Origin of the sequence: Actinomycetospora cinnamomea, assembly GCF_003096675.1 — a bacterium.
Taxonomy (GTDB): domain Bacteria; phylum Actinomycetota; class Actinomycetes; order Mycobacteriales; family Pseudonocardiaceae; genus Actinomycetospora; species Actinomycetospora cinnamomea.
In genome coordinates this window covers 130,323-153,945 of the sequence record NZ_QEKW01000008.1, presented here as the reverse complement: position 1 = coordinate 153,945, position 23,623 = coordinate 130,323, and the positions used below count along the sequence as shown (strand labels likewise).

Annotated in this window: 19 protein-coding genes and 1 pseudogene; 13 read left to right on the top strand and 7 right to left on the bottom strand. The window is 75.5% G+C overall.

Annotated features, from left to right (window positions below; translation table 11 throughout):
* Nucleotides 1-26: 26 nt before the first annotated feature.
* Complete coding sequence (locus C8D89_RS16680) at nt 27-1,373, bottom strand: Rv3212 family protein (protein ID WP_116709246.1); 1,347 nt, start codon at nt 1,371-1,373, stop codon at nt 27-29.
* 14 nt (nt 1,374-1,387) lie between these two features.
* Entirely contained in the window at nt 1,388-3,184 is a 1,797-nt protein-coding gene (locus C8D89_RS16675) for a DEAD/DEAH box helicase (RefSeq protein WP_207787266.1), read from the bottom strand.
* Nucleotides 3,185-3,442: 258 nt separating this feature from the next.
* Here C8D89_RS16675 and C8D89_RS16670 point away from each other — a divergent pair, with 258 nt between their 5' ends.
* Together C8D89_RS16670 and C8D89_RS16665 are read left to right on the top strand one after the other, a co-directional pair.
* Nucleotides 3,443-4,108 (top strand): ferritin-like fold-containing protein, encoded by a 666-nt coding sequence (locus C8D89_RS16670; protein WP_116709245.1) that lies wholly within the window; start codon nt 3,443-3,445, stop codon nt 4,106-4,108.
* A 64-nt stretch (nt 4,109-4,172) separates the two neighbouring features.
* Nucleotides 4,173-4,403 (top strand): DUF3107 domain-containing protein, encoded by a 231-nt coding sequence (locus C8D89_RS16665; RefSeq protein WP_116709244.1) that lies wholly within the window; start codon nt 4,173-4,175, stop codon nt 4,401-4,403.
* A gap of 73 nt (nt 4,404-4,476) precedes the next feature.
* Here C8D89_RS16665 and C8D89_RS16660 read toward each other — a convergent pair whose 3' ends face one another.
* Nucleotides 4,477-5,103 carry a TetR/AcrR family transcriptional regulator gene (locus tag C8D89_RS16660; protein ID WP_207787265.1) on the bottom strand — a complete coding sequence of 209 codons (627 nt, stop codon included), beginning with the start codon at nt 5,101-5,103 and terminating at the stop codon, nt 4,477-4,479.
* A gap of 190 nt (nt 5,104-5,293) precedes the next feature.
* Between C8D89_RS16660 and C8D89_RS16655 the strand changes: the two genes are divergently transcribed.
* The 3 genes from C8D89_RS16655 (at nt 5,294) to moeZ (ending at nt 8,683) form a co-directional block, all read left to right on the top strand.
* Entirely contained in the window at nt 5,294-6,394 is a 1,101-nt protein-coding gene (locus C8D89_RS16655; protein WP_243418168.1) for an alpha/beta fold hydrolase, read from the top strand.
* On the top strand, nt 6,391-7,410 hold the full coding sequence (locus C8D89_RS16650) for a DUF3152 domain-containing protein (protein WP_207787264.1): 1,020 nt from the start codon (nt 6,391-6,393) through the stop codon (nt 7,408-7,410). The genes C8D89_RS16655 and C8D89_RS16650 overlap by 4 nt, the downstream gene beginning before the upstream one ends.
* A gap of 97 nt (nt 7,411-7,507) precedes the next feature.
* Nucleotides 7,508-8,683: an adenylyltransferase/sulfurtransferase MoeZ gene (moeZ, locus tag C8D89_RS16645; RefSeq protein ID WP_116709241.1), complete on the top strand. Its 1,176-nt coding sequence runs from the start codon at nt 7,508-7,510 to the stop codon at nt 8,681-8,683.
* A 275-nt stretch (nt 8,684-8,958) separates the two neighbouring features.
* Here the strand turns inward: moeZ and C8D89_RS16640 are convergent, their stop codons facing one another.
* Entirely contained in the window at nt 8,959-10,416 is a 1,458-nt protein-coding gene (locus tag C8D89_RS16640; RefSeq protein WP_116709240.1) for a cation:dicarboxylate symporter family transporter, read from the bottom strand.
* Nucleotides 10,417-10,541: 125 nt separating this feature from the next.
* Between C8D89_RS16640 and C8D89_RS16635 the strand changes: the two genes are divergently transcribed.
* Nucleotides 10,542-11,249, top strand: a complete 708-nt coding sequence (locus C8D89_RS16635; protein ID WP_116709239.1) for a response regulator transcription factor — start codon at nt 10,542-10,544, stop codon at nt 11,247-11,249.
* Here the strand turns inward: C8D89_RS16635 and C8D89_RS16630 are convergent.
* Complete coding sequence (locus C8D89_RS16630) at nt 11,213-12,901, bottom strand: sensor histidine kinase (protein WP_133251932.1); 1,689 nt, start codon at nt 12,899-12,901, stop codon at nt 11,213-11,215. The genes C8D89_RS16635 and C8D89_RS16630 overlap by 37 nt on opposite strands.
* Before the next feature lie 444 nt (nt 12,902-13,345).
* Here C8D89_RS16630 and C8D89_RS16625 point away from each other — a divergent pair, with 444 nt between their 5' ends.
* The 6 genes and pseudogenes from C8D89_RS16625 to C8D89_RS30325 all read left to right on the top strand — a co-directional run bounded on the left by C8D89_RS16625 (nt 13,346) and on the right by C8D89_RS30325 (nt 21,197).
* The gene (locus C8D89_RS16625) at nt 13,346-17,185 is read left to right on the top strand and encodes a glycosyltransferase (protein ID WP_207787263.1); all 3,840 of its coding nucleotides are present in this window, start codon (nt 13,346-13,348) and stop codon (nt 17,183-17,185) included.
* A gap of 124 nt (nt 17,186-17,309) precedes the next feature.
* On the top strand, nt 17,310-18,002 hold the full coding sequence (locus tag C8D89_RS16620; protein ID WP_116709237.1) for a GntR family transcriptional regulator: 693 nt from the start codon (nt 17,310-17,312) through the stop codon (nt 18,000-18,002).
* A 24-nt stretch (nt 18,003-18,026) separates the two neighbouring features.
* Nucleotides 18,027-18,341, top strand: a complete 315-nt coding sequence (locus tag C8D89_RS16615; RefSeq protein WP_116709236.1) for a hypothetical protein — start codon at nt 18,027-18,029, stop codon at nt 18,339-18,341.
* Nucleotides 18,338-19,849: a sodium:solute symporter family protein gene (locus tag C8D89_RS16610; protein ID WP_116709235.1), complete on the top strand. Its 1,512-nt coding sequence runs from the start codon at nt 18,338-18,340 to the stop codon at nt 19,847-19,849. Before C8D89_RS16615 ends, C8D89_RS16610 begins: the two co-directional genes overlap by 4 nt.
* A gap of 90 nt (nt 19,850-19,939) precedes the next feature.
* Nucleotides 19,940-20,707: pseudogene (locus C8D89_RS31150) on the top strand (cation:proton antiporter domain-containing protein); the annotation flags it as partial.
* A 19-nt stretch (nt 20,708-20,726) separates the two neighbouring features.
* Nucleotides 20,727-21,197, top strand: coding sequence for a cation:proton antiporter (locus tag C8D89_RS30325; protein ID WP_243418167.1), 471 nt, complete (start codon nt 20,727-20,729; stop codon nt 21,195-21,197).
* Between the two features lie 13 nt (nt 21,198-21,210).
* On the opposite strand, the gene C8D89_RS16600 is transcribed toward C8D89_RS30325, so the two are convergent.
* Entirely contained in the window at nt 21,211-22,116 is a 906-nt protein-coding gene (locus C8D89_RS16600; RefSeq protein ID WP_116709233.1) for a 1,4-dihydroxy-2-naphthoyl-CoA synthase, read from the bottom strand.
* Nucleotides 22,117-22,168: 52 nt separating this feature from the next.
* On the opposite strand from C8D89_RS16600, the gene C8D89_RS16595 reads away from it, so the two are divergent.
* Nucleotides 22,169-22,507 (top strand): TfoX/Sxy family protein, encoded by a 339-nt coding sequence (locus tag C8D89_RS16595; RefSeq protein WP_116709232.1) that lies wholly within the window; start codon nt 22,169-22,171, stop codon nt 22,505-22,507.
* Here the strand turns inward: C8D89_RS16595 and menE are convergent.
* Complete coding sequence (gene menE, locus C8D89_RS16590) at nt 22,468-23,619, bottom strand: o-succinylbenzoate--CoA ligase (protein WP_116709231.1); 1,152 nt, start codon at nt 23,617-23,619, stop codon at nt 22,468-22,470. The two genes, C8D89_RS16595 and menE, sit on opposite strands and share 40 nt — an antisense overlap.
* Nucleotides 23,620-23,623: the final 4 nt, after the last annotated feature.

Genomic DNA, 23,623 nt, shown 5'->3' with positions numbered 1-23,623 from the left:
TGCCCCCGCGTCGTGGCGCGGTTCGCCTACCCGGGCGGCCGCAGGGCGACGACGGTCGTGCCGCGCAGCTCGACCACCGTGGTCCCGGCGGCGGCCACGGCGACCGGGGTGCCGGGCGGCAGATCCCGCGCGACGGGGATCGTCGGACCCCGGGGCGTGCCGGTCGCGGCGTCGAGCACGGCCAGACCGTCGGGCACCGGGACGAGGGCGACCGCCGCGGGCGCGCTGCCCGGCCAGGCGGCGCCCGCGCCCAGCGCGCCGGGCACGGTCCAGCGCGGGCTCAGGTCGCCGGCGTCGAGGGCGACCGTCGCGGTGCCCGTCCACCACAGCAGGACCGGGCCGATCGGCCGGACGGTGGCGGCGAGCCCGGGCGGGTCGGTCGTGGGCCCGGCGGCCGGGCCGAGGGGGTACACGGCCTCGGCCGGCGCGGCCGGGTCCGCGGTGTCCGGTGAGGTCGGGATCACGTGCAGGGTGCCGTCCGGCGCCGCCCACGCGGCGCGCTGGTCGGTGAGCGCGACGAGCCGCGCCCCGCGCACGCCGAGCAGGGTGCTGGCACGCTCCTCGGGCTTCTCCGAGCTCGACGGGTCGGCGTCGACGACGGTGAGGCGGTCGGAGTCCTCGCCCGGGCAGCGCTGCACCATGCCGACCGTGCCGCCGCCGACGGCCACCGAGCCGTTGGTGCACCCGGCCCGCGGCTGGGCCTCGGGGGGCTGCACGGGCGTCTCCACCCGCCCCACCTCGGTGGTGAGCACGAGATCGGAGCGCCAGGTCTCCACGTGGTCGACGCCCGTGGCGGTGACGTGGTCGCGGTCGGCGAGCAGGCGGGTGCCCTCGCGCAGGTCGGCGTTGCGCGCCGGGCCGCGCGCACCCGACGCCGGCTCGAGCGCCGCGACGTCGGAGCACCACGTGCCCAGCGCGCCCTCGGTGCGGAACACGGCGAGGACATCACCGAAGCCGCTGCCCACGGTGCACGGGGGCTGGGCCCGGGCGTACCGCCAGGCCTCGCGCCCGGTGGCGGGGTCGCGCCCGACGACACCGTCGGGCCCGGCGGTGACCACCGCGGGGCCGATCGCCAGCGGCGCGGGCGTGGCGGGGCTCTCCGCCCGCCACGCCTCGCTGAGCGCGGTGGGCACCGGCCCGTCGGGCGCCGGCGCCAGCGGGGGCGAGGCCACCTGCGAGGTGGTGCCCGCCCCGTCGCCGGTCGCCAGCACCAGCACGGTGCCGACGACGGCGGCGAGGACGATGAGCGCGATCGCGACCAGGTCGCCCCGGCGCCGCCGCTCGGGGGCGGGCAGGTCGAACGGGCGGCGTCGACCGCCGGTGGACGGGTGGTCCCCCGGCGGGGCGCCCGGCGAGGACGTCGGCGAGCTCACCGGCGCGGGAGGAGCTAGTCGGCGGACGCCACGGACGCGGCCGCCGGGGCCTCGTCCGGCGTGGTCTCCGCCGCGCGAGACCCGGAGCCCGAGCCGCGGCCCCCGCGACGACGACGCCTGCGGCGGCCGTTGGACCCGGCCTCCCCCGAGGCGTCCTCGGTGCGCTCCGCGGCGGCGTCGGTGCCCTCGGTGCCCTCGGTGCCCTCGGACTCCTCGGTCGTCCCGGTGTCCCCGGCCTCCGGCCCGGACACGACCTCGCCGCCGCGGCGCCGCGTACGCGAGCGCGAGCGGCGGCGCCGGCCGGGCCCGGTGTCGTCGCCGGAGCCCTCGCCGGAGCCCTCGCCGGAGCCCTCGCCGGAGCCCTCGTCGGGGGTCCCCGCGGTGGCCTCACCGCGCGAGCGGCCGCGGGACCGGCCCCGGCCGCGGCTCTCCCGGGTCTCGCGCTGCGGCCCGTCCTCGGCCTCCTCCTCCGCGGGGCGACGACGGCGCGCGATGCGCCCACCGGCCGAGGAGGGGATCCCGAGGTCCGCGTAGAGGTGCGGCGAGCTGGAGTAGGTCTCCGGCGGCTCCGGAGCGCCGAGCCCCAGGTCGTCGGAGATCGTCTTCCACTTGGGCAGGTCGTCCCAGTCGACGAGGGTGATCGCGATGCCGGTCTTCCCCGCGCGGCCCGTGCGCCCGATGCGGTGGATGTAGGTCTTCGCGTCGTCGGGGCACTGGTAGTTGACGACGTGGGTGACCCCGGTGACGTCGATGCCGCGCGCGGCGACGTCGGTGCACACCAGCACGTCGATGCGGCCCTCGCGGAAGGCGCGCAGCGCGTGCTCGCGGGCGCCCTGGCCGAGGTCGCCGTGCACGGCGCCGACGGCGAAGCCGCGCTCGGCCAGCTCCTCGGAGACCTTGCTCGCGGTGCGCTTGGTGCGGGTGAACACCATCGTCGGGCCGCGGTCGGTGGCCTGGAGCGTGCGGGCCAGCATCTCGACCTTGTCCAGCGCGTGGGCACGGTAGACGAACTGCTGGGTCTTCTCCCCGATCGCGCTGGCGTCGACCTGCTCGGCGCGGATGTGCGTCGGCTGGGTCAGGAACGTGCGGGCCAGCGTGATGATCGGCCCGGGCATCGTCGCCGAGAACAGCATGGTCTGGCGCTGCTCGGGGAGCATTCCCAGGATGCGCTCGACGTCGGGCAGGAAGCCCAGGTCGAGCATCTCGTCGGCCTCGTCGAGCACGAGTCCGCCGATCTTGGCGAGCACGAGGTGGCCCTGCTGGGCGAGGTCGAGCAGCCGGCCGGGAGTGCCGACGACGAACTCGACGCCGCGCTGGAGGGCGGCGATCTGCTGCTCGTACGGTCGCCCGCCGTAGATCGAGACCACGCGGGTGCCCAGGTCCTTCGACGCGTCCTCGATGTCCTTGGCGACCTGGACGCAGAGCTCACGGGTGGGGACGACGATCAGCGCACGCGGCGTGCCGTCCTCGGTCGGGCGGCCGAGGCGCTGCAGCAGCGGGACGCCGAAGCCGAGGGTCTTGCCGGTGCCGGTGCGCGCCTGACCGATGACGTCCTCGCCGGCCAGCGCCAGCGGCAGCGTCAGTTCCTGGATGGCGAAGGTGCGCTCGATGCCGGCCCGTGACAGGGCGCCGACGATGGCGGGGTCGACGCCGAGCTCGGCGAAGGTGGGGGAGTCCTCGGTGACGGGGGCGCCGGCCCGCAGGGGCGCGGCAACCGGCTCGTCGTCGGCCTCGCCGGGGCCGGGATCGGACGTGGCGGTGTCGGTGGTGACGGTGGTCAGGGGTCTGCCTCTCTCGCGGCTCGTGCGCACGAGGCGGGCCGGCTGGCTCGACCACGTCGGGGTCGGCGACGCTGCGATCGTTCGGCTCCGTCGTCGGAGCAGCCACGTCACCGGACGCGGGAGAGCCGGGGGAGGCGCCCGCACGCTCGGTTGCGTTCCGCGGAGCGAGACGGCGACCGGGTGGTCGGCGACGGTGCAAGCCCCCGCGGGACGACACCATGGTAACGGTTGGCACGGCGTGCCCGCGTCACCGCCGGTCCGGGTGTCCGGGCCCTAGGGTGATCGGCCGTGACCGAGCCCGATCCGCCCGAGGCCGATCCCGCCCCGCCCGTCGACCTCCTCGGCGCCGTCGCCTACGGCGCGCTCACCGCGTTCACCCGGCTCGCGGCGGACGCGGCGCTGGCGCCCGACCTCACCGGGCGCGCCGAGATGGCCGCGCTGGCCGCCGTCGAGATGGCCCACGTCGAACGGGTCCGCGCCCACCTGGCGGCGCGCGACGTGGACCTCGTCACCGCGATGGCGCCGTACGCGGCGCTCCTGGACGCCTTCGCCGCGCGCACCGCGTCCCGCGACTGGGGCGAGGCACTGGTCGGCGCGTACGTCGGACGCACGCTGGCCGTCGACCTCGTGGCCGCCACGGGTGCCGCCGAGGCGGAGGGCGAGGCGGCCGAGCTGCTGCGCGGGCCCGACGCCGGGCGGGAGGCCGCGGGCGAGAGCGGGTTCGACACCTTCGCCGAGCGGGCCGTGGCCGACCTCGTCGCCGACGAGCGCACGCGGGCGCGGCTCGCGATGTGGGGCCGCCGGCTGCTCGGCGAGACCCTGGCCGCGGCCGCGGAGGTCCTCGACGAGCACCCGACCGCGGCGTCCGCCCTGCTCGGTGGCGCCTCGCGGAACGCGGTGTTCAAGGCGCTGAAGTCGCGGCACTCGCGGCGCCTGCACGCCCTCGGCCTGTAGACCGACCCGCGCGCCCCCGGTGGACTAGCCTCGCGCGGGCACCACGACTGGAGCGGAGGAACGCGTGGAGGTCAAGATCGGCGTGGCGGAGAGCCCGCGCGAGCTGGTGGTCGCGAGCGACAGGACACCCGACGAGGTGCAGTCGCTGGTCGACGAGGCGCTGGGTTCGAAGGGCGGCACCCTGGTGCTGTCCGACGACAAGGGTCGCCGGTACGTCGTCCCCGCGGCTCGCATCGCCTACGTGGAGATCGCGCCCCAGGAGGGGCGTCGCGTGGGCTTCGGGGTCGGGAGCTAGCAGACCGGGAGCAAGGGTGGCCGGGGCGGGTGACCGCCCCGGTCACCCTCCTGACGGTCACCCCTCCTGACGGTCACCCCTCCTGACGGGGGAAGCCGCCGATGCCGCGCCACGCGAGCTGGGACATCAGCGTGATCGCGTCCTCGCGCGGGGGCTGCAGGCCCGCATCGAGCCAGTAGCGCGCCGCCGTCGTCGAGAGCCCCACCAGACCCACCGCGAGCAGGCGCGCCCGCTCGGGCTCGAGCCCGGCGTCGGTGGTCACGGCCTCGGTGACCGCGTCGATGCAGTCCGACGTCGCCCGGTCGACCAGGCCCGCGACCTCCGGCGTCGCGCGGGTGTCGGTCTCGAACACCAGGCGCATCGCCCCGTCGCGGGACGAGACGACGTCGAAGTAGGCCTGGATCGTGGCCTGGACGCGCGCCTTGTTGTCGGTGGTGGAGCGGATGGCGGCCCGCACGGTGCGCACCATGTCGTCCGCCGCGCCCTGCACCAGCGCCCTGTAGAGGTCGAGCTTGCCCGGGAAGTGCTGGTAGAGCACCGGCTTGCTGACCCCGGCGCGCTCGGCGATCTCGTCCATGGCCGCCGCGTGGTAGCCGCGGGCGCCGAACACCTCGCGCGCGGCCTCCAGCAGCTGCGCGCGGCGCGCCGACCGCGTCATGCGCGGACGCCCCGCGGCGATGCCGGGGCTGTCCGGGCTCATCTGCCCACCCATGACCCCGCCCCCGATCAGGCCTCCTGCGGGCGGCACCGGTCTCGACCGCCCCGAGACCGCGACCCTACCCACCGGGTGACCTCCGCGCGTCGGTCGCCACGCAGGCGGTCGGCGGATGCCCTCCGTTCAGCCCGGGGTCACCGTGACGCCATCGGCGGGACACCGCATCATGGCGGGCATGATCGCCCGCCCGGTGCCGTCGGCACCCCCGCCCCTGGCGCCGGCGGCGGCGCTCGCGCCGCTGGGCACCGCGGCGGCGCCGACGCCCTACTGGCCCGGACGGGAGGTCCGGGTCGGGGGGACGACCCTCCACGTCCGGGAGACGCCCGGCCCCGAGCACGAGACCGCGGTGTACGTGCACGGGCTCGGTGGGTCGTCGAACAACTGGACCGAGCTCGCCGGCGCGGTCTCGGGGCGCTGCCGCGGCCTCGCGCTCGACCTGCCCGGCTTCGGGCGCACCCCGCCGCCGGCCTCGCGCGACTACCGGCCCGCCGCGCACGCCGCCGTCGTCACCGCCTACCTCGAGGACCTCCGCCGGGCCGGGCACGGGCCCGTCCACCTGCTGGGCAACTCGCTCGGCGGGGCGGTGACGCTGCTGGTGGCCGCGTCGCGTCCCGACCTCGTCCGCACCCTGACCCTGGTCAGCCCGGCGATGCCCGACCTCCGCCCCCTGCCCTCCCGGATCGGGGGTGCACGGGCGGCGCTGGCGCTCGTGCCGCTGCTCGGCGGCCGGGCGCGGGCCGAGCAGGACGCCCGCTCGCCGCGCGAGCGCCTGGCGCACACGATGGCGCTCTGCCACGCCGACCCGGAGCGCGTCGGGCCGCACGCGTTCGCGATGGCCGCCGCGGAGGCCGAGGAGCGCGCGGGCCTGGCCTGGGCGCCGGAGGCCCTCCACCGCTCGTTCGCGGGGCTCGTGGGCACGTGGCTCGCACCGCCGCCGCGCTCGCTGTGGACGGCCGCGGCCCGCGTCACGGCACCGACGCTCGTGGTGTGGGGCGAGGTCGACCGTCTCGTCGGGGTGTACCGCGCCGCCCGCACCGCCGCGACGCTGCCCGCCGGGCGCCTCCTGCGGCTGCCCGACGTCGGGCACGTCGCGCAGATCGAGCGGCCGGAGACCGTCGCGCGGGCCGTCCTCGGGCTGGTCGACGCCGCCGCCGACGGGTCCTGGCCCGCCGCGCGGGCGGCCGAACGGGCCGGGGACGGCGTCGGTCGACGGGTGCGGCGGCGCGTGGCCGTGACGGCGACCGGCCGTGCGGCGTGTGGGACAGTGCCCGTGTGACCCGGCCGGCCAGGCGCACCGCCGACGGGGAGGACGCGCTCGCCGACTCCCCGCCCGACGCGGTACCCACCGGACGGTCACGCCCCGGTGGTGGGCTCGAGGACCCCCTCCCGCCCCGTGACGCCCCGCGCCGGCGTCCGGAGCCGGCCCCCCGCGGGCGGGGCCCCACGGTCTCGTCGGTGCTGCGGTCGTGGCGGGTCTGGGCGATCCCGGCCCTGGTCGTGCTCACCGTGCTCGCGGTCGTCGACGCCGTCTCGCCCGACGGCGACGCCGGCTCCCCGTCGCCGCTGCTCACGCCGCCCGCCACCCCGCCGCCCGTGGTGGGCGAGGCCCCGCCGGGCGTCGGGCGGAACGTCGACATCCCCAGCGCCGAGCTGCCCGCCGGCGGCACCTTCCCCGTGACCGGCGCGGGCACCTGGCACGTCGTGCCGGGCACCACGGCGCAGGCCGGCACCGGTCGCGTGTGGACCTACACCGTCGAGGTCGAGGACGGCGTCACCGTCCCCGAGGGTGAGCAGGCGTTCGCCACGGCCGTCGACGCGACGCTGACCGACCCGCGCAGCTGGGTGGGGTCCGGGCAGATCGCGGTGCGGCGCATCGACAGCGGCGTCCCCGACTTCCGCGTCAGCCTGTCCGCGCAGATGACCTCCCGTGGGCAGTGCGGCTACGCGATCGGGTACGAGGCGTCGTGCTGGAGGTCCGACCTCGGGCGCGTGCTCATCAACGGCGCCCGCTGGGTGCGCGGGGCCGGCGCCTTCGACGGGCAGCTGGGCCTCTACCGGCAGTACGCGATCAACCACGAGGTCGGGCACGTCTTCAACAACGGGCACGTGCCGTGCCCCGAGAACGGGGCGCTCGCGCCGGTGATGATGCAGCAGAGCTTCGGCACGGCGAACGATTACCTGGCGCAGCTGACCGAGGAGAACCCGCAGGGCACGCAGATCCCGCGTGACGGGAAGACGTGCGCCCCGAACGCCTGGCCCTATCCTCAGGGGCCCGTGCCCGTCCCGGGCTGAGGCCCGGGAGGACGTCGGGAACACGGCGGGCACCGCGGAGGTTGTGCGCGGTGAGGACCCGAATTCCAAGCACGCCGATAGGGAGTTGAGCGCCGCCATGGCATCCCTGCCGCCCCTGGTGGAGCCGGCCGCAGAGCTGACCAAGGACGAGGTCGCCCGGTACAGCCGTCACCTGATCATCCCCGACGTGGGCGTCGACGGGCAGAAGCGCCTGAAGAACGCCAAGGTGCTCGTCGTCGGCGCGGGCGGCCTCGGCAGCCCGGCGCTGCTCTATCTCGCCGCCGCCGGCGTCGGGACGCTGGGCATCATCGACTTCGACGTCGTCGACGAGTCGAACCTGCAGCGCCAGGTGATCCACGGGCAGTCCGACATCGGCAAGTCCAAGGCGCAGTCGGCCAAGGAGTCCGTCGCCGAGATCAACCCGCTCGTGACGGTCAACCTGCACGAGACGCCGCTGGACTCGTCGAACGCGCTGGACATCTTCCGCGACTACGACCTGATCCTCGACGGCACCGACAACTTCGCCACGCGCTACCTGGTGAACGACGCCGCCGTGCTGCTGGGCAAGCCGTACGTCTGGGGCTCGATCTTCCGCTTCGAGGGCCAGGTGTCGGTGTTCTGGGAGGACGCCCCGAACGGGCAGGGCCTCAACTACCGCCACCTCTACCCCGAGCCCCCGCCGCCGGGCATGGTGCCGTCCTGCGCCGAGGGCGGCGTGCTCGGTGTGCTGTGCGCGTCGATCGGTTCGATCATGGTCACCGAGGCGATCAAGCTGATCACCGGCATCGGCGACACCCTGCTGGGCCGGCTGAAGATTTACGACGCGCTGGACATGGACTACCGCGAGGTGAAGATCCGGCGCGACCCGAACGCCGCCGAGATCACCGAGCTCATCGACTACGAGGCCTTCTGCGGTACCGTCTCCGACGAGGCGCAGTCGGCGGCCGCGGGCAACACGATCACCCCGTCGGAGCTCAAGGAGAAGATCGACGCGGGCGACAAGTTCGAGCTGATCGACGTCCGTGAGCCCCACGAGTGGGAGATCGTGCGCATCCCCGGTGCCAAGCTGATCCCGAAGGACAAGATCCTCTCGGGCGAGGCGTTCGCCGAGATCCCCCAGGACCGCCAGACGATCCTGTACTGCAAGTCGGGCGTGCGCTCGGCGGAGGCGCTCTCGGCGCTGCAGAAGGCCGGCTTCTCCGACGCCGTCCACGTCGGCGGCGGCGTGACGGGCTGGGCACAGCAGGTCGACACCTCGCTGCCGACGTACTGACCGGGCGGGGTGATCGGTGCGCCACGCCGGGCGGGATCGCGCCGCCCGTGCGGGGCGCGCCGAGCCCGGGGGAGCGAGGGACGCCTCCGCTGCGTCCCACGCAGCCAGGGCGTCCCTCGCTGCGTTCACCCGGGCACCTGCGACCCCGGCCCTCGCGTCGAGCCGCACCCCGCACGTGACACGAACGCGCCGTTCGCTGGCGTAGAAGCAGCGAACGGCGCGTTCGTTCGACGCCGGGGCCGGCCGCGACAGCCCGATCAGCCCGATCAGCCCGATCAGCCCGACGACGCGCCGGCGGTGACCGGGGTGCGCTCGGTCCGGCGCTCGGCGTCGTCGTCGAGGTCGTTCTCGACGCTGCCGTGGTACTCCTGCTCGATCGCGTCGCGGACGAGCGACGGGTCGTCGAGGGCGGCCTGGAAGCGCGCGTCGTCGCGCTCGCCGCACCAGCCCGCGACGACCATGACCGCGACGGCGTTGCCGATGACGTTGGTCAGCGCGCGGCCCTCGCTCATGATGCGGTCGATACCGGCGATGATCGCGATGCCGATGGCGATCGACTCCGTCGTGTAGAACTCGCCGCCGAACGCCTGCAGCGAGGCGGCCAGGGTGACCAGGCCCGCGCCGGAGACGCCCGCCGCGCCCTTCGACGTCAACAGCATCAGCGCGACCAGGCCGAGCTGCACGGCCCACGGCAGGTCCTGCCCGCCGGCCTGGGCGATGAACAGCGCCGCCATCGTCAGGTAGATGCAGGTGCCGTCGAGGTTGAACGAGTACCCGGTCGGCAGCACCATGCTGACCGTCGAGCGCGACGCTCCCGCCGACTCGAGCTTCGCCAGCAGGCGCGGCAGGACGGTCTCGGACGAGGACGTTCCGACGATGATGAGGATCTCGTCCTTGATCATCCGGATCATCTTGAAGACGTTGAACCCGGAGAACGCGGCGACCGCGCCGAGGACGACGACCACGAACAGCGCACACGTGCCCCAGAACGTGAGCATCAGCGCGAGCAGGTTGCCGAGGCTCTCGCCGCCGAGCGCGCCGACCGTGTAGGCGATGCCGCCGAACGCCGCGATCGGCGCGAGGAACATGATCAGGCGGATCATGCCGAAGATGACCTTGGCGAACAGGTCGATGCCGCCGACCACCCGGCGGCGCAGCGACGGGGCGAGCATCGAGGTCGCCGCGGCCACGAGGATCGCCAGCACGAGCACGCGCAGGATCTCGTTCTCGACGAACGGGCCCACGAAGCTGTCCGGGAGCAGCGTGTTCTCGATGAAGCCTATGGCCCCGCCCTCGTCGGCGCCGCCGGCCACGTCGGCCTGGGCCTCCGCGAGCGTCTCGGGGTCGGGCGGGATGGGCGGGAAGCCGGCGCCCGGCTGCACGATGTTGACCACGAGGAGCCCGAGACCGAGCGCCACCAGGGTCATGAGCAGGAAGTACGCGAGCGCCCGCACCGCGATGCCGCCCGCGGCGGCGAGGCTGCCGATCGAGGCGATGCCGACGATGACGGTACAGAAGATGACCGGCGCGGTGATCATCTTGATGAGCTGGATGAAGATGTCGGGCAGGAACTTGAGGTCCGCCGCGAACGACGGCGCCGCCAGGCCCACCACCACGCCCGCCGCGATGCCCACGACGACCCAGAACCACAGCTGCGTCCACACCCGGCCGCGGCCCGGCGACCCGCCCTGGGGCTCCGGCGCGGACCGCGCGCCCGCTTCCTGTGTCGACATCGTCGTCTCCTCCCGGTGCGAGGTGGCGTGGATCTCACCCGGGGGGCGACGCTAGGGCGCCGTGCACGCACGGTGCGACGCCGACGACGAGGAGTTGGGTTTCTGTTGAGGAAGGGGGCGGGGCCGTGAAGGTCGTGCTGGTCGAGGACAGCGAGGCGGTGCGGGACGCGCTGACGGCCGCGCTGCGCGCCGCCGGCTACCGCGTCCGGCCCGTCGCCAGCGCGGCGGCGGCTATCGAGGCCGTGACCGGGCCGGATGCCGCGGCCGACCCGCCCGACCTCGTCCTGCTCGACCTCGGCCTGCCCGACCTCGACGGCGTCGAGGTGTGCCGGCGGCTGCGCGCACGCTCGACGGTGCCGATCATCGCCGTCACCGCGCGCGGCCACCAGCAGGCCCGCGTGCTGGGCCTGCGCAGCGGCGCCGACGACTACGTGGTCAAGCCGTTCGCGATCGACGAGCTCACCGCCCGGATCGACGCGGTGCTGCGCCGCAGCGCCGGGCACGTCGTCGCGCCCGTCGTCGTCGCGGGACCGCTGCGCATCGACCTCGCGCGGCGCGTCGTCGAGGTCGACGGGCGCGAGGTGACGTTGCGGCGCAAGGAATTCGACCTGCTCGCCGCCCTCGCCCGCCGCGACGGCGCCGTCGTCCCGCGCACCGACCTGCTCGACGACGTGTGGGGCCTCCCCCCGGACGACCCCGGCCGCGAGGCGGGCCTGCACACCCTCGAGGTCCACGTCGCCGCGCTGCGCGCCAAGCTCGACGTACCCGGCGCCGTGGTCACCGTGCGCGGGGTCGGCTACCGGCTCGCGGCGGTCGATCCCGAGCCACGCTGATCCACCGGCCCGGCCACCGGCAGCGTCACCGTGAACACGGTGCCGCCGTCGGTCCCGGGGCCGACCTCGATCGCCCCGCCGCGGCGGTCCACCACGCGCCGGACGAGGGCGAGGCCGAGACCGCGCTGCTCGCGTCGTCCGTCGTCCTTGGTCGACCAGCCCGGCGTGAACGCGGACTCGGCGTCGGCGAGGCCCGGCCCGTCGTCGGTCACCCGCACCACGACGGCACCCCCACCGGCCTGCACGTCGAGCTCCACCACCCCGCCGCGCCCGGCGTGCGCGCTCTCCAGCGCCGCGTCGAGGGCGTTGTCGAGCAGGTTGCCCACGACGGTGACGCGGTCGGTCGAGGCCTGCTCGTCGCCGGCGTCCGCGGCGTCGAGGGCCGTCGCGGGCGTGATGCGCAGCTGCAGGCCCCGGTCACGCGCGTCGGTCGCCTTGTCCAGCAGCAGCGCGGCCAGGGCGGGATCGGCGAGGCGTTCCCGCAGGTCCGCGTCGTCGTCGATGTCGGGGCCCAGCAGGTCGCGGCTCCAGCGCTGGGCGAGGTCACGGGCGTCGTCCTGCGCGCCCAGCTCGATGAGCGTCGACACCGCCTGCAGGTGGTTGGCGTGCTCGTGCGCGGCGAAGCGCAGCGCGCGGGTCACCGAGCGGGCGTCGTCGAGCTCGCGCGTCATCGCCTCCAGCTCGGTGCGGTCCCGCAGGGTGACCACGAGGTCGGGGTCACCGCCGTCCTGCCCCGCGAGCTCGGTGCGGTTGACCAGCAGGAGGCGCTCACCGACGAGCACGGTCTCGTCGGTGACCGGGGAGCGGTCGGCGAGGCGTTCGCGCAGCGCCGGGTCGACGCCGAGCTCGTCGAGTGTGGGCCCCGCGCCCCGGGACGGCGTCACGGCCGCGGGCAGCCCGAGCAGACGCGCGGCCTCGGCGTTCACGACGACGACCCGCCCGGTGGCCGCGTCGAGCACCAGCAGGCCCTCGCGCATCGCGGCCATGACGGCCTCGTGGTGGCGGTGCAGCGCGGTGATCTCGCGCGGTTCGAGCCCGAGCGTGTCGCGCTTGACCCGGCGCGCGGCGAGCACGGCGAGCCCCACACCCAGCGCGATCGCCGCTCCTGCGGCCAGGGCGAGCACGGCGAGCTCGCGGGCGACCCGGTCGGCCACCTGCACCCGCAGCTGCCCCACCGCGACCATCCCGACCACGGCCCCGTCGGGCGCCCGCACGGGGACGATCGCCCGCACCGAGAGCCCGAGCGTGCCCGGGAACGTCTCGACCAGCGTCGCGCCGGCCGCCGCGGGGACGAACGTGCCCTGGTAGGTCTCGCCGATCCGCGCGGGCTCCGGGTGGCTCAGCCGCGTGCCGCGCGGGTCCATGACCGTCACGAACGACACGCCGGAGCCCCGCCGCACCGCCTCGGCCGCCGGCTGCACCCGGGTGACGTCCCGCGCCGCGACCGCCTCGGCCAGGCCCGGGGCCACGGCGAGCGTGGCGGCGATCGACCGCATCCTGTCCGCCGCGTCCCGCTCGATCGTCTGGCGCGTCGTCCAGGCGCTGACCCCGCCCGCGATCACCGCGGTGAGCACCACCGTGACGATCTCGAGGGCCAACAGCCGCCGCACGAGCCGCGAGCCCCGCGGCGCGGGACGGGGGGACGGGGTCACGCGCTGACCGTCGCGCCCCGGGACGCCGGGCGCAAGCACGTCCTCGACGGTCACGCAGCGCGACGTCCACCGGCCGTGGCGCCGCCGTGGGCGGGCCGGTGCACCGGGCCCCAGGGCCGGGACCGCGCCGCTCGTGCGCGGTCGGGGTGTGGGGTGCCCGCCTCCCCACGGCCCGCCCCCGGTGCCGTGGCCGTCCGGCCTGTCGGTGGCCCGTGTGCTGGGCCGACGGGTCGAAAGGGACGCCGCGGGACGGAGGGGGACGGACCCGGCGCGACCTCTCCGCGGCGGGGTCCCACGGCGCGTGACGCCGCGCGCCGGATGGTTATCGTTCGGTGCACGACGAGGTGACGGCGCGGACACAGGGCGGTCACGGACTCCGGGGGGCGATGACACACGGTGACCAAGGCTCGCGCACGTCGGCCCCGTCGCTGGGGGATCTGGGCGATGACGGCCGTCGCAGTGGCGATGGTGCTCACCGTGCTCACGGTCTCCGGGCTGGTGAACGCGAGCGTCGGCAACGACGCGCACGCCCGCCCCTCGGAGGGCCACGACGCCGTGCCGCCCGCGATCAGCGCCGGCGGGCCGGTCATCGACGCCCGCACCGACCCGGTCCGCTCCGCCCGGCTGCCCGAGCGGACCGTCGCGCTGACCTTCGACGACGGTCCCGATCCGCGGTGGACCCCCGAGATCCTCGCCGTCCTCGCCCGTCACCGGGTGCCCGGGACGTTCTTCGTGGTCGGCTCGATGGTCGCGCAGCACCCGGAGGTGGCCCAGCGGATCGTCGCGGCGGGCTCGGAGCTCGGCGTCCACACGTTCACCCACCCCGACCTCGCCGGGGTCTCCGGCTGGCGCCGCGAGCGCGAGATCGCCGACACCGAGCTGGCCATCGCGGGCGCCACCGGCGTCTCCACCCACCTCGTGCGCCCGCCGTTCTCGTCGACCTCCGACGCCCTCGACGACCCGGGCTACGGCACGGTCGTCGCCGCGGGTCGCGCGGGCTACGTCACGGTGCTCACCGACGTCGACGGCGAGGACTGGCAGCGCCCCGGCGTCGACGCGATCGTGCGCAACGCGACCCCGCGCGACGGGGCCGGCGCGACCGTCCTGCTGCACGACGCGGGCGGCGACCGGTCCCAGACCGTCGCCGCGCTCGAGCGGCTGATCCCGCAGCTGCAGGCGCAGGGCTACCGGTTCGCGACGGTCTCCGACGCCGCCGGCCTGGGCCCGTACGGCCGGGCCGCCCCGCCGCGCGACCGGCTGGTGGGCCAGGGCCTGCTGGCCACGGTCGGGGTCGCGCAGGGCGTCGTGGTGCTGATGCGGGTCGCGCTCATCGGGGTCGGCGCGCTGGTGATCCTCCGGCTGGCCGTCATGCTCGTCGTCGCCCGTCGCCATGCGCGCCGCCGCAGGGACCCGGCCTTCTCCTGGGGCGAGCCGGTGACCGAGCCGGTGTCGGTGGTGGTGCCGGCGTTCAACGAGGCCGAGAACATCGAGGCCACCGTGCGGTCGATCCTCGCGAACGACCACCCGCTGGAGGTCGTCGTCGTCGACGACGGGTCGACCGACGGCACCGCCGACCTCCTCTCCGACCTCGCGCTGCCCCGCGTGCGCGTGGTGCGCCAGGCCAACGCGGGCAAGTCCGCGGCGCTCAACCGCGGCGTCGCCGCCGCCGAGCACGACATCGTCGTCATGATCGATGGCGACACCATCTTCCAGCCGGACACCGTCGCCGAGCTCGTCGCCCCGTTCGCCGACCCGGCCGTCGGTGCGGTCGCCGGCAACGTCAAGATCGCCAACCGCGACCGCCTGATCCCGCGGATGCAGCACCTCGAGTACGTCGTCGGCTTCAACGTCGACCGGCGCGTCCAGGACTCGTGGGGCTCGATCTCGACGATCCCCGGTGCGGCCGGGGCCTTCCGCCGCGAGGCCGTGCAGGAGGTCGGCGGGCTGTCGTCGGACACCCTGGCCGAGGACACCGACCTGACGATCGCGCTCGGCCGGGCGGGTCGGCGCGTCGTCTACGCCGACCGTGCGCTCGCCTGGACCGAGGCCCCGGCGACCGCGGGCCAGCTCTGGCGCCAGCGCTTCCGCTGGAGCTACGGGACGATGCAGGCGCTGTGGAAGCACCGACGCGCCCTGCGGGAGCGCGGGGCGTCCGGACGGATGGGCCGTCTCGGGCTCGCCCACATCGCGGTCTTCCACGTCGCCCTGCCACTGGCCGCGCCCCTGGTCGACCTGCTGTTCGTCTACGGGCTGCTCTTCGGCGACCCCGCGGTGGCGCTGCTGCTGTGGGGATCGATGCTGCTGCTGCAGACCGTCGCCGGGCTGCTCGCGTTCCGGATGGACGGCGAGCCCGTCGGTCCGCTGTGGGCGCTGCCCGTCCAGCAGCTCCTCTACCGCCAGCTCATGTACGTCGTGCTGGTCCAGGCGGTGATCAGTGCCCTGACCGGAGCCGGCGTGCGCTGGCAGAAGCTCCAGCGCGTCGGCGCGGTCGCCGAGCACCTCGCCGCACCCGCGGGTGACGACGGGCGCTCGCGGCCCGCCGGCGACCGCCTGCCCGTGCCGGCGACGACCCGCGGACCGGCGCCGGACGACGCGCCCGCGGTTCCGGCGGCGACCCGGGCGCCACGCACCGGCGGCGGGCGCGAGCGCTGGCTGGACCTGCTGCGGGCGGTGGCGCTGCTGCGCGTCGTCACCTACCACGCGTTCGGCGGCGGGTGGATGAGCATGGTCTTCCCGTCGATGGGCGTGATGTTCGCGCTCGGCGGGTCGCTGATGGTGCAGTCGCTGCGCCGCGGCAGCTCTGGTACCGCCCTCGACGTGATCGGGCACCGGCTGCGCCGCCTGCTGCCGCCGCTGTGGCTGTTCGGGCTGATCGCCGTGCCGGTGATGCTCTGGCGCGGGTGGCCCGCGCAGGACGCCGACGGCACCGTGAACTCGCCGCTGGTGTGGTCCGAGCTCCTCTACTGGGTGTTCCCGCTGGTCGACCCGCCCGGCAGCGACTGGGGCGCCGATGCGGTCATCGGGCTCTGGTACATCCGCGCCTACCTGTGGTTCGTGCTGCTCACGCCGCTGATGCTGTGGTTCTTCCGGCGCCGCCCGCTCGTGGCACTGGCGGTCCCGCTCGTGGTGGTGGCGCTCGACGCCGTGCTCGGCTCGCCGCTGGGCGAGTGGGGCGCGATCGGTCCCGTGCTCGTCGACGGGGCGACGTTCGCCGCGTGCTGGATGCTCGGGTTCGCCCACCGCGAGGGGACGCTGCGCCGGCTCCCCGTGCTGCTCGGGACGGGCGCCGCGGCGGTGCTCGTGGCCGGCGGCCTGGCGTGGGCGTTCACCCACCCCGCCGGTGACGACGGCGTCGACCTCAACGACATCCCCCTCGCCCAGGCCCTCGTCTCCTTCGGTGCGGTGCTGCTGGTGCTGCGGGTGAACCCGGCGATGGCGTGGCTGGAACGGGTGCCGTTGCTGGGCCGGTTCGTCACGGTGGTCAACGCCCGCGCGATCACCATCTACCTCTGGCACAACGTGGCGATCGCCGCCGCCGTCCCGATCGGCGACCGGCTCGGGTGGAGATCGGGGGGCCAGTACTTCCTCGTCGCGCTCGGGCTGGTCGTCGTCGCGGTGCTCGCGGTCGGGTGGGTCGAGGACCTCGCGGCGGGCCGGAGGCTCGCGCTGCTGCCCGACAGCCGTGCCACGCGGCGTCCGGCGCGCCCCGCGCCCGTCGGTCCCCGCCCGCCGGTGATCCCCACCGACGTCGAGAACGGCGTGACCTCGGCCCTGTCGCAGGGGTCGCTGCGGACCCAGGGCCTGCGCGCCCGCCTGGGCCGCGCCGTCGGGGTGGCGCCCCCGCCGCCCCGCCAGGCACCGCCGACGCCGTCGGCACCACCCGCCGACCGCGTCGCCGCCGTCGTGCCCCCGCGGCGGGGGCCGATGCCGCACATCCCGGTCGGTCCGCGCCGCGGTCGGGCCACGCCCGCGCCGCTCCCGGCGCCGATCTCGCCGCCGAGCGGTGTGGCGATGCCCGTGGGGGTACGCACCTCGGGCGACGGGCGCTACACGCCCGTCCCGGACGGTGCCGCGCCCGTCCCGGCGCCGCCGCCCCCGCTGCCCGCCCCGGCGCCCGGGCCGGCGACGCCCTGGCCCGGTCGGGCGCCGCGGCCGACGGCGCCCCGGCCGACGGCGCCCCGGCCCGTGCCGTCCGCGGACCGCGCCGGGCACGTGCCCGCCCCACCGCAGCCCTCCGGCCACCACCACCGGACCGGCGACGACGAGGGACCCCGGGCGCGCTGAGACGTCGCTCGGGGAACGAATCTTGTACACAGATTCGGGTTGTGGGGCCGCCGTTTGCGCATGAACCCCTTGTCACCGCTTCACGCCTTCCTTAGCTTGTACACAAGCGCGAGGGAGGTGTGCGGTGTCACAGTCGGCGGTGCGGGTGCACGCGGAGCTGCGGAGTGACATCCTCGGCGGCCGCTGCCAGCCCGGCGCGCGGCTGCGCGAGGAGGAGATCGCGGAGCGGTTCGGCGTCAGCCGCACGCCCGTGCGCGAGGCCCTGCGCCGGCTGGAGGCCGACGGTCTCGTGGTCGTGACGCCGCGCCGCGGTGCGGAGGTCGTGCGGTGGCGCGACGACGACGTCGCCGAGCTCGTCGAGCTGCGCGCGCTGCTCGAGGGCCACGCCGCCCGGCGCGCCGCCATCGACGGCGGTGTCGACCTCGTCGTCCTGCGGGAGCTCTGCGAGCGCATGGAGGCCCACGCCGAGGGCGACGCCGAGACCCGCGGCGAGCGGGGCGCCGACGAGATCACCCGCCTGAACATGGAGCTGCACCGCACGGTGCACCGCGCCGCCGGGCGGTTGTTGCCCGACCTGCTGGTGCGGCTGATCGACGTGCCCGTCGTGCGCCGCACCTTCCACACCTACTCCGAGGCGGAGCTGCAGCGCAGCTTCGCGCAGCACCGTGAGCTCGTCGAAGCCCTCGCCGCCGGCGACGGCGACTGGGCGGCCGCGGTGATGCAGGCCCACATCCGCGCCGCGGGCGCCACCCTGCGCTCGCTGCGCGACCCCGAACCGGCCCGGCCCCGGTCGGGCCCCGACCCCGGCGGTCGCTGACCGCCCAGCACGACGGGAGCACCCATGGACCGACGACGATCCGACGGGCCCGGGACCACCGCGGATCATTCCGCGGCGGCCCGGCCGCTGCGCGAGCCCGTCCGCAACCCCTGGCTGTGGGTCGCCATGGCCCTCGTGGTGCTCGCGGGCGTGCCGTTGTACCTGCCGACCGGCTCGATCCGGCCGCTCGTGGGCGGCGTGCCCTACTGGCTGCTCATCAGCGTCGCCGCCACGGTCGCCTTCAGCGCGCTGACCTGCTGGGTGTGCCTGCGCGGCTGGAACCTCGCCGAGCCCGCCGAGGAAGCGGCGCGTGAACGGGACGCGGAGGTGCGCCCGTGACCGGCCTGTCCTTCTCCGGCGTCAGCGGGGTCCTCGTCCTCGGCGCCTACGCGATCATCATGCTGCTCATCGGCTGGTGGGCGGGCCGCGGCACGACGTCGAGCTCCGCGCGCAGCTACTACCTCGCCGGCGGCGGCCTCGGGTTCGTCGCCCTGTTCTTCACGCTCTACGCCACCCAGTACAGCGGGAACTCGATCGTCGGCTACGCCCCCGAGGCGTATCGCTCGGGCTTCTCGTGGTGGCAGTCGGTGCCGTTCATGGTCGCGGTCATCGCGGTGTACCTGCTGTTCGCGCCCCGCCTCTACGTGGTGGCCAAGCGCGAGGGCTTCGTCACGCCGACCGACTGGGTCCGCCACCGCTTCGGCTCGGGCAAGCTCATCGTGCTCGTGGCGATCCTCATGCTCTGGGGCCTGGCGAACTACCTGCTCGAGCAGCTCGTGGCGATGGGCCAGGGGATCGCCGGGCTCACCGGCGCGACCATCCCCTACGAGATCGGCGTCATCGCGTTCGTCCTCGTCATGCTCATCTACTCCTGGTCGGGCGGGATGCGCGCCGTCGCGCTCACCGACGTCATGCAGGGCATCGCCCTGCTGGTCGGTGTGGGGGTGCTGCTGTTCGGCGCGCTCTACCTCGTCGGCGGCGACGTCGCCGGGGTCACCACCGCGCTCGCGGACACCGACCCGGAGAAGGTCGCGGTGCCGTCGACGACGACCTCCGTGGAGTGGCTGTCGATGATCGTGCTCATCGGCTTCGGCGCCTCGGTCTACCCGCACGCGATCCAGCGGATCTACGCCGCGCGCAGCGAGCGCACGCTGAAGCGGTCGCTGGCCGTGATGGCGTGGATGCCGCTGCTGACGACCGCGGTCGTCTTCGTGGTCGGGATCGTCGGGACCCAGATCTTCCCCGGGCTCTCCGAGGACGACTCCGAGCAGCTCGTGGGCATGATCGCCAACGAGGTCGCCGGGATCAACCTGTTCTTCTACCTGATGATGATCCTGCTGTTCGGCGGTGTCGTGGCCGCGATCGTGTCGACCGCCGACTCCGCGCTGCTCGCGTTCTCGTCGGTGGTCTCGCGCGACATCTACGGACGCTACGTGAGCCCGGATGCGCCGGAGAAGCGCCAGGTGCTCGTCGGGAAGATCGCGGGCATCGTGGCCGTCGCGATCCTGCTGGTCATCGCCTGGAACCCGCCCGGGACGCTGTACGACATCTTCGTCCTGAAGTTCGAGCTCATCGTCCAGCTCGCCCCCGTGTTCGTCCTCGGCCTGTACTGGCGACGGATGGCGGCCGGACCGGCGTTCTGGGGGATGCTCGCGGGCGCGGTGATCGCGGGCGGCCTGACCCTCGCCGGCGTCGACGACTTCGGCGGCGTGCCCGGCGGCCTCGTCGGGCTCGCGGTCAACGTCGTGATCTGCGTCCTCGGCTCGCTGGCCGTCGGGCGACCCGATGACCACCCGTCGGAGGACCCGCTGGCCCCGGAGGCCCGGGCGACGGCCCCCGCGAGCTGACCCGCGACCCGGGGCCGGGCGACCCCGTCCGGCTCCGGGGCACCCCGCGGCGTCCGTTTGTCGCATCGACCCGCCCGGGTAGCGGCCACCGTGGACACCGTGCTCTCGCTCCTCGCCGGGGCCGTCCTCGTCCTGGGTCTCTCCGCGCGCCTGCTCAAGCGCAACTCGCTCTCGCCGGTGCTCCTCGCCCTGCTGTTCGGGATGGCGGTGGGGCCCGCCGCGCTGGGCTGGGTGGACCTCACCGCGACGATCCCCCGGGGGACGCTGCTGGAGGAGCTCACACGGGTCGCGGTCGCGCTGTCGGTCGCGGACATCGGGCTCAAGTTGACGCGGCAGGACCTGCGGAGCAACACCCGACGGCTGGCGCTGCTGCTCACCGTCGGCATGGTCGGCATGTGGCTGCTCACCGCGGTGGGTGGGTGGCTGGTCCTCGGCCTGCCGCTCGTCCTGGCCCTGCTGCTCGGCGCCGCCCTCACCCCCACCGACCCGGCCGTCGCCTCGACGCTGGTCAGCGGGCCGCTGCCGCAGCGGATGCTGCCGCGACGGCTGCGCAGCAGCCTGCAGGCCGAGTCGGGCGCCAACGACGGGCTGGCCCTGCCCTTCGTGCTGCTCGCCGGCCTGCTCGCGACGGAGGCGTCCGGGTCGGCGGTGACGCACTGGCTCGCCGAGGCCGCACGTGAGCTGGGCCTCGCGGTCGCCGTGGGTGTGGCGCTGGGCTGGCTCGTGGGGCGCCTGCTGCGGTTCTCCGCGCGCGAGGAGCTCGTGGCCCAGAGCTACCTCCCGCTCGTCGGCGTCGCCCTCGCGCTCCTGACCCTCACCGTCGCGCACCTGCTCGGCGGCAGCGGCGTCCTCGGGGCGTTCCTCGCGGCGACCACGTATGTCGCTCACCCTGCCCGAGGAGCTGCGCGACGCGCTCAGCACGACCCTCACGGCGGCCGCCCGCCTGGCCATCGTCGCGGTCTTCGGGGTGTTCGGCACCGTGGTGCCCTGGTCGGGGTGGGCCGAGCTGGGCGTGCTCGGGGTGGTCTTCGCGTTCTGGGTCCTCGTCGTGCGGCGCCCGCCGGTCGTCTGGCTCGCGCTCCGGCCCACCGACACCGGACGGTCCTCCCGCGCCTTCCTCGCCTGGTTCGGGCCCCTCGGCGTGGCCGGCATCTACTACCTCGCCTACATCGAGCGCTACGGCCTGGCCGAGTACGAGCGCCTGTTCGCCGCGGGCTCGCTCGCGATCTGCGCGTCGGTCGTCGTGCACACGCTGACCTCGACGCCCGGGGTCTTCGGCTTCGCCCGCCGCGCCGGCACCGAGCGCCGCGAGGGCGAGTCCGTGGAGGTCGGCGGACCGCTGCCGTGACCGGGACCCGGGATCAGTAGTACCAGGGGAACGGGCTCCAGTCCGGCGCGCGCTTGCCGAGGAACGCCTCCTTGCCCTCGGTGGCCTCGTCGGTCATGTACGCCAGCCGGGTCGTCTCGCCGGCGAAGAGCTGCTGGCCGACGAGGCCGTCGTCGGGGAGGTTGAACGCGTACTTCAGCATCCGCTGGGCCTGCGGGGACTTGCCGAGGATCTCCCGTGACCACTGGATCGCCGTCGTCTCGAGCTCCGCGTGCGCGACGGGCTCGTTGACCGCGCCCATCGCGTGCATCTGCTCGGCGGTGTAGGTGCGCCCCAGGAAGAAGATCTCGCGGGCGAACTTCTGGCCCACCGCCCGGGCGAGGTAGGCCGAGCCGAAGGCGGCGTCGAAGCTGCCGACGTCGGCGTCGGTCTGCTTGAAGCGCGCGTGCTCGCGCGAGGCCAGGGTCAGGTCGGCGACGGCGTGCAGCGAGTGCCCGCCGCCCGCGGCCCAGCCGTTGACGACGGCGATGACGACCTTGGGCATGAACCGGATGAGGCGCTGGCACTCGAGGATGTGCAGCCGCCCGGCGCGGCCCAGCTCGGCGGCCGACACCTCGGTCTCGGACTCCGCGTACTGGTAGCCGGTGCGCCCGCGGATGCGCTGGTCGCCGCCGGAGCAGAACGCGTGCCCGCCGTCGCGGGGTGACGGCCCGTTGCCGGTCAGCAGCACGACACCGACGTCGGCGCTGGTGCGCGCGTGCTCCAGGGCCGAGGCGAGCTCGTCGACGGTGTGGGGCCGGAAGGCGTTGCGCACCTCGGGACGGTCGAACGCGATCCGCACGCAGCCCAGCTCGACGTGGCGGTGGTAGGTGATGTCGGTGTACGCGGCCACCTCGCGCCACTGGGAGGGATCGAAGAGCGGGGCGTCGACGTCGACCATGGTCGGGGAGCGTAGGAGGCCCGCTGTCGGTGCGACGCGCCATACTCCGACCGTGGCCCACGACCCCGAGCTCGCCCAGCGCCTCCGGGCCCTGCTGGCCGGGCACGACGACCTCACCGAGAAGCGCATGTTCGGCGGCCACGCGTTCCTGCTCGGCGGGCGCATGGCCATCTGCGCGGGCAGCCGTGGCGGGCTCATGGTGCGCGTCGACCCGGCGCGAGCCGAGGCGCTCCTCGAGCGCCCGGGCGCCGAGCCGACGATCATGCGCGGGCGCCCGATGCGCGGCTGGCTGGACGTCGAGGGCGAGCTCGACGACGACGCGCTGCAGGGCTGGGTGGACGAGGGCGTGGGCTACGTGCGGTCGCTGCCTCCGAAGCAGGACGCGAGGTAGGCCCGCACCGCCGCGCGGTCCGGCTTGCCGATCCCGCGCAGGGGGAGCGCGTCGAGCACCGCCACCGCCCGGGGCGCCGCGCGCCCCAGCCCCGGGGCGACCGCCACGCGCAGCGCGTCCCCGTCCAGCCCGTCGCCCACCACCGCGGCGACGACCCGGGCGCCCCACTCGGGGTCGGGCAGCCCGACCGCGCACGCCTCGCGCACCCCGGCCTGCGCGAGCAGGGCCCGCTCGACGGTCGCCGGGGCCACCTTCTCCCCGCCGGTGACGATGACGTCGTCCGCCCGGCCGAGCACCCGCAGCCGGCCGTCGGGGGTCCACGCCCCGACGTCGTTGGTGCGGAACCCGTCGGCGGTGAACGCGGCGCGGTCGGCGTCGGACACCGCGCCCCGGTAGCCCGCGGCGAGCGTCGCGCCCGAGAGCCGGATGCGGCCGTCCTCCTCGAGCGTCACGGTCACGCCCGCGAGCGGGCGCCCCTCGTACACGCAGCCGCCGCAGGTCTCGCTCATGCCGTAGGTCGTGACCACCGGCACACCCGCGGTGCGGGCCCGCACGAGCAGGACGGGGTCGGCGGCCGCCCCGCCGAGCAGCACCGCGGTGAACGACCGCAGCGCGTCCGCCGCCGGACCGCCGGCGTCCAGGAGGCGCAGGAGCTGGGTCGGGACGAGCGAGGTGTAGGACGCGCCGGCGTCCGCCGCGGCGGCGGCGAACGCGTCGGGGCGGAAGCCGTCGCGCAGGTCCATCGCCGCGGCGGGCACCCCGGCCCGCGCCGAGCGCAGCAGCACCTGCAGGCCCGCGACGTGGTGCGCGGGCAGGGCGAGCAGCCAGCGGCCGGGCGGGCCGATCCGGGCGTACGTCGCGTCGGCGGAGGCGCGCAGCGCCGCGGCGGGGAGCAGCACCGCCTTCGGGGCGCCCGTGGAGCCGGTGGTGGTGACGACGGCGGCGACGGCGTCGTCGACCGGCGTCCGCAGCTCCGGGGGAGGGGCCGGCTCGTCCGGGCCGGTCGGCAGCACCGCGGGTCCGTCGCCCTCGACGGCCGCGGACGCGAGCGAGCCCAGGCGTGCCGCCGCCTCGGGGCTCCCGTCGGTCGGGACGGTCTCCACCGCGCGCACCGAC

What these genes read in the sequence shown, in the direction of transcription:
- C8D89_RS16660 (WP_207787265.1), bottom strand. Translation starts at nt 5,103, where the DNA reads ATGAGCCCGGACAGCCCCGGCATCGCCGCGGGGCGTCCGCGCATGACG.
- C8D89_RS16655 (WP_243418168.1), top strand. Translation starts at nt 5,294, where the DNA reads ATGATCGCCCGCCCGGTGCCGTCGGCACCCCCGCCCCTGGCGCCGGCG.
- moeZ (WP_116709241.1), top strand. Translation starts at nt 7,508, where the DNA reads ATGGCATCCCTGCCGCCCCTGGTGGAGCCGGCCGCAGAGCTGACCAAG.
- C8D89_RS16640 (WP_116709240.1), bottom strand. Translation starts at nt 10,416, where the DNA reads ATGTCGACACAGGAAGCGGGCGCGCGGTCCGCGCCGGAGCCCCAGGGC.
- C8D89_RS16625 (WP_207787263.1), top strand. Translation starts at nt 13,346, where the DNA reads ATGACGGCCGTCGCAGTGGCGATGGTGCTCACCGTGCTCACGGTCTCC.
- C8D89_RS16615 (WP_116709236.1), top strand. Translation starts at nt 18,027, where the DNA reads ATGGACCGACGACGATCCGACGGGCCCGGGACCACCGCGGATCATTCC.
- C8D89_RS30325 (WP_243418167.1), top strand. Translation starts at nt 20,727, where the DNA reads ATGTCGCTCACCCTGCCCGAGGAGCTGCGCGACGCGCTCAGCACGACC.
- C8D89_RS16600 (WP_116709233.1), bottom strand. Translation starts at nt 22,116, where the DNA reads ATGGTCGACGTCGACGCCCCGCTCTTCGATCCCTCCCAGTGGCGCGAG.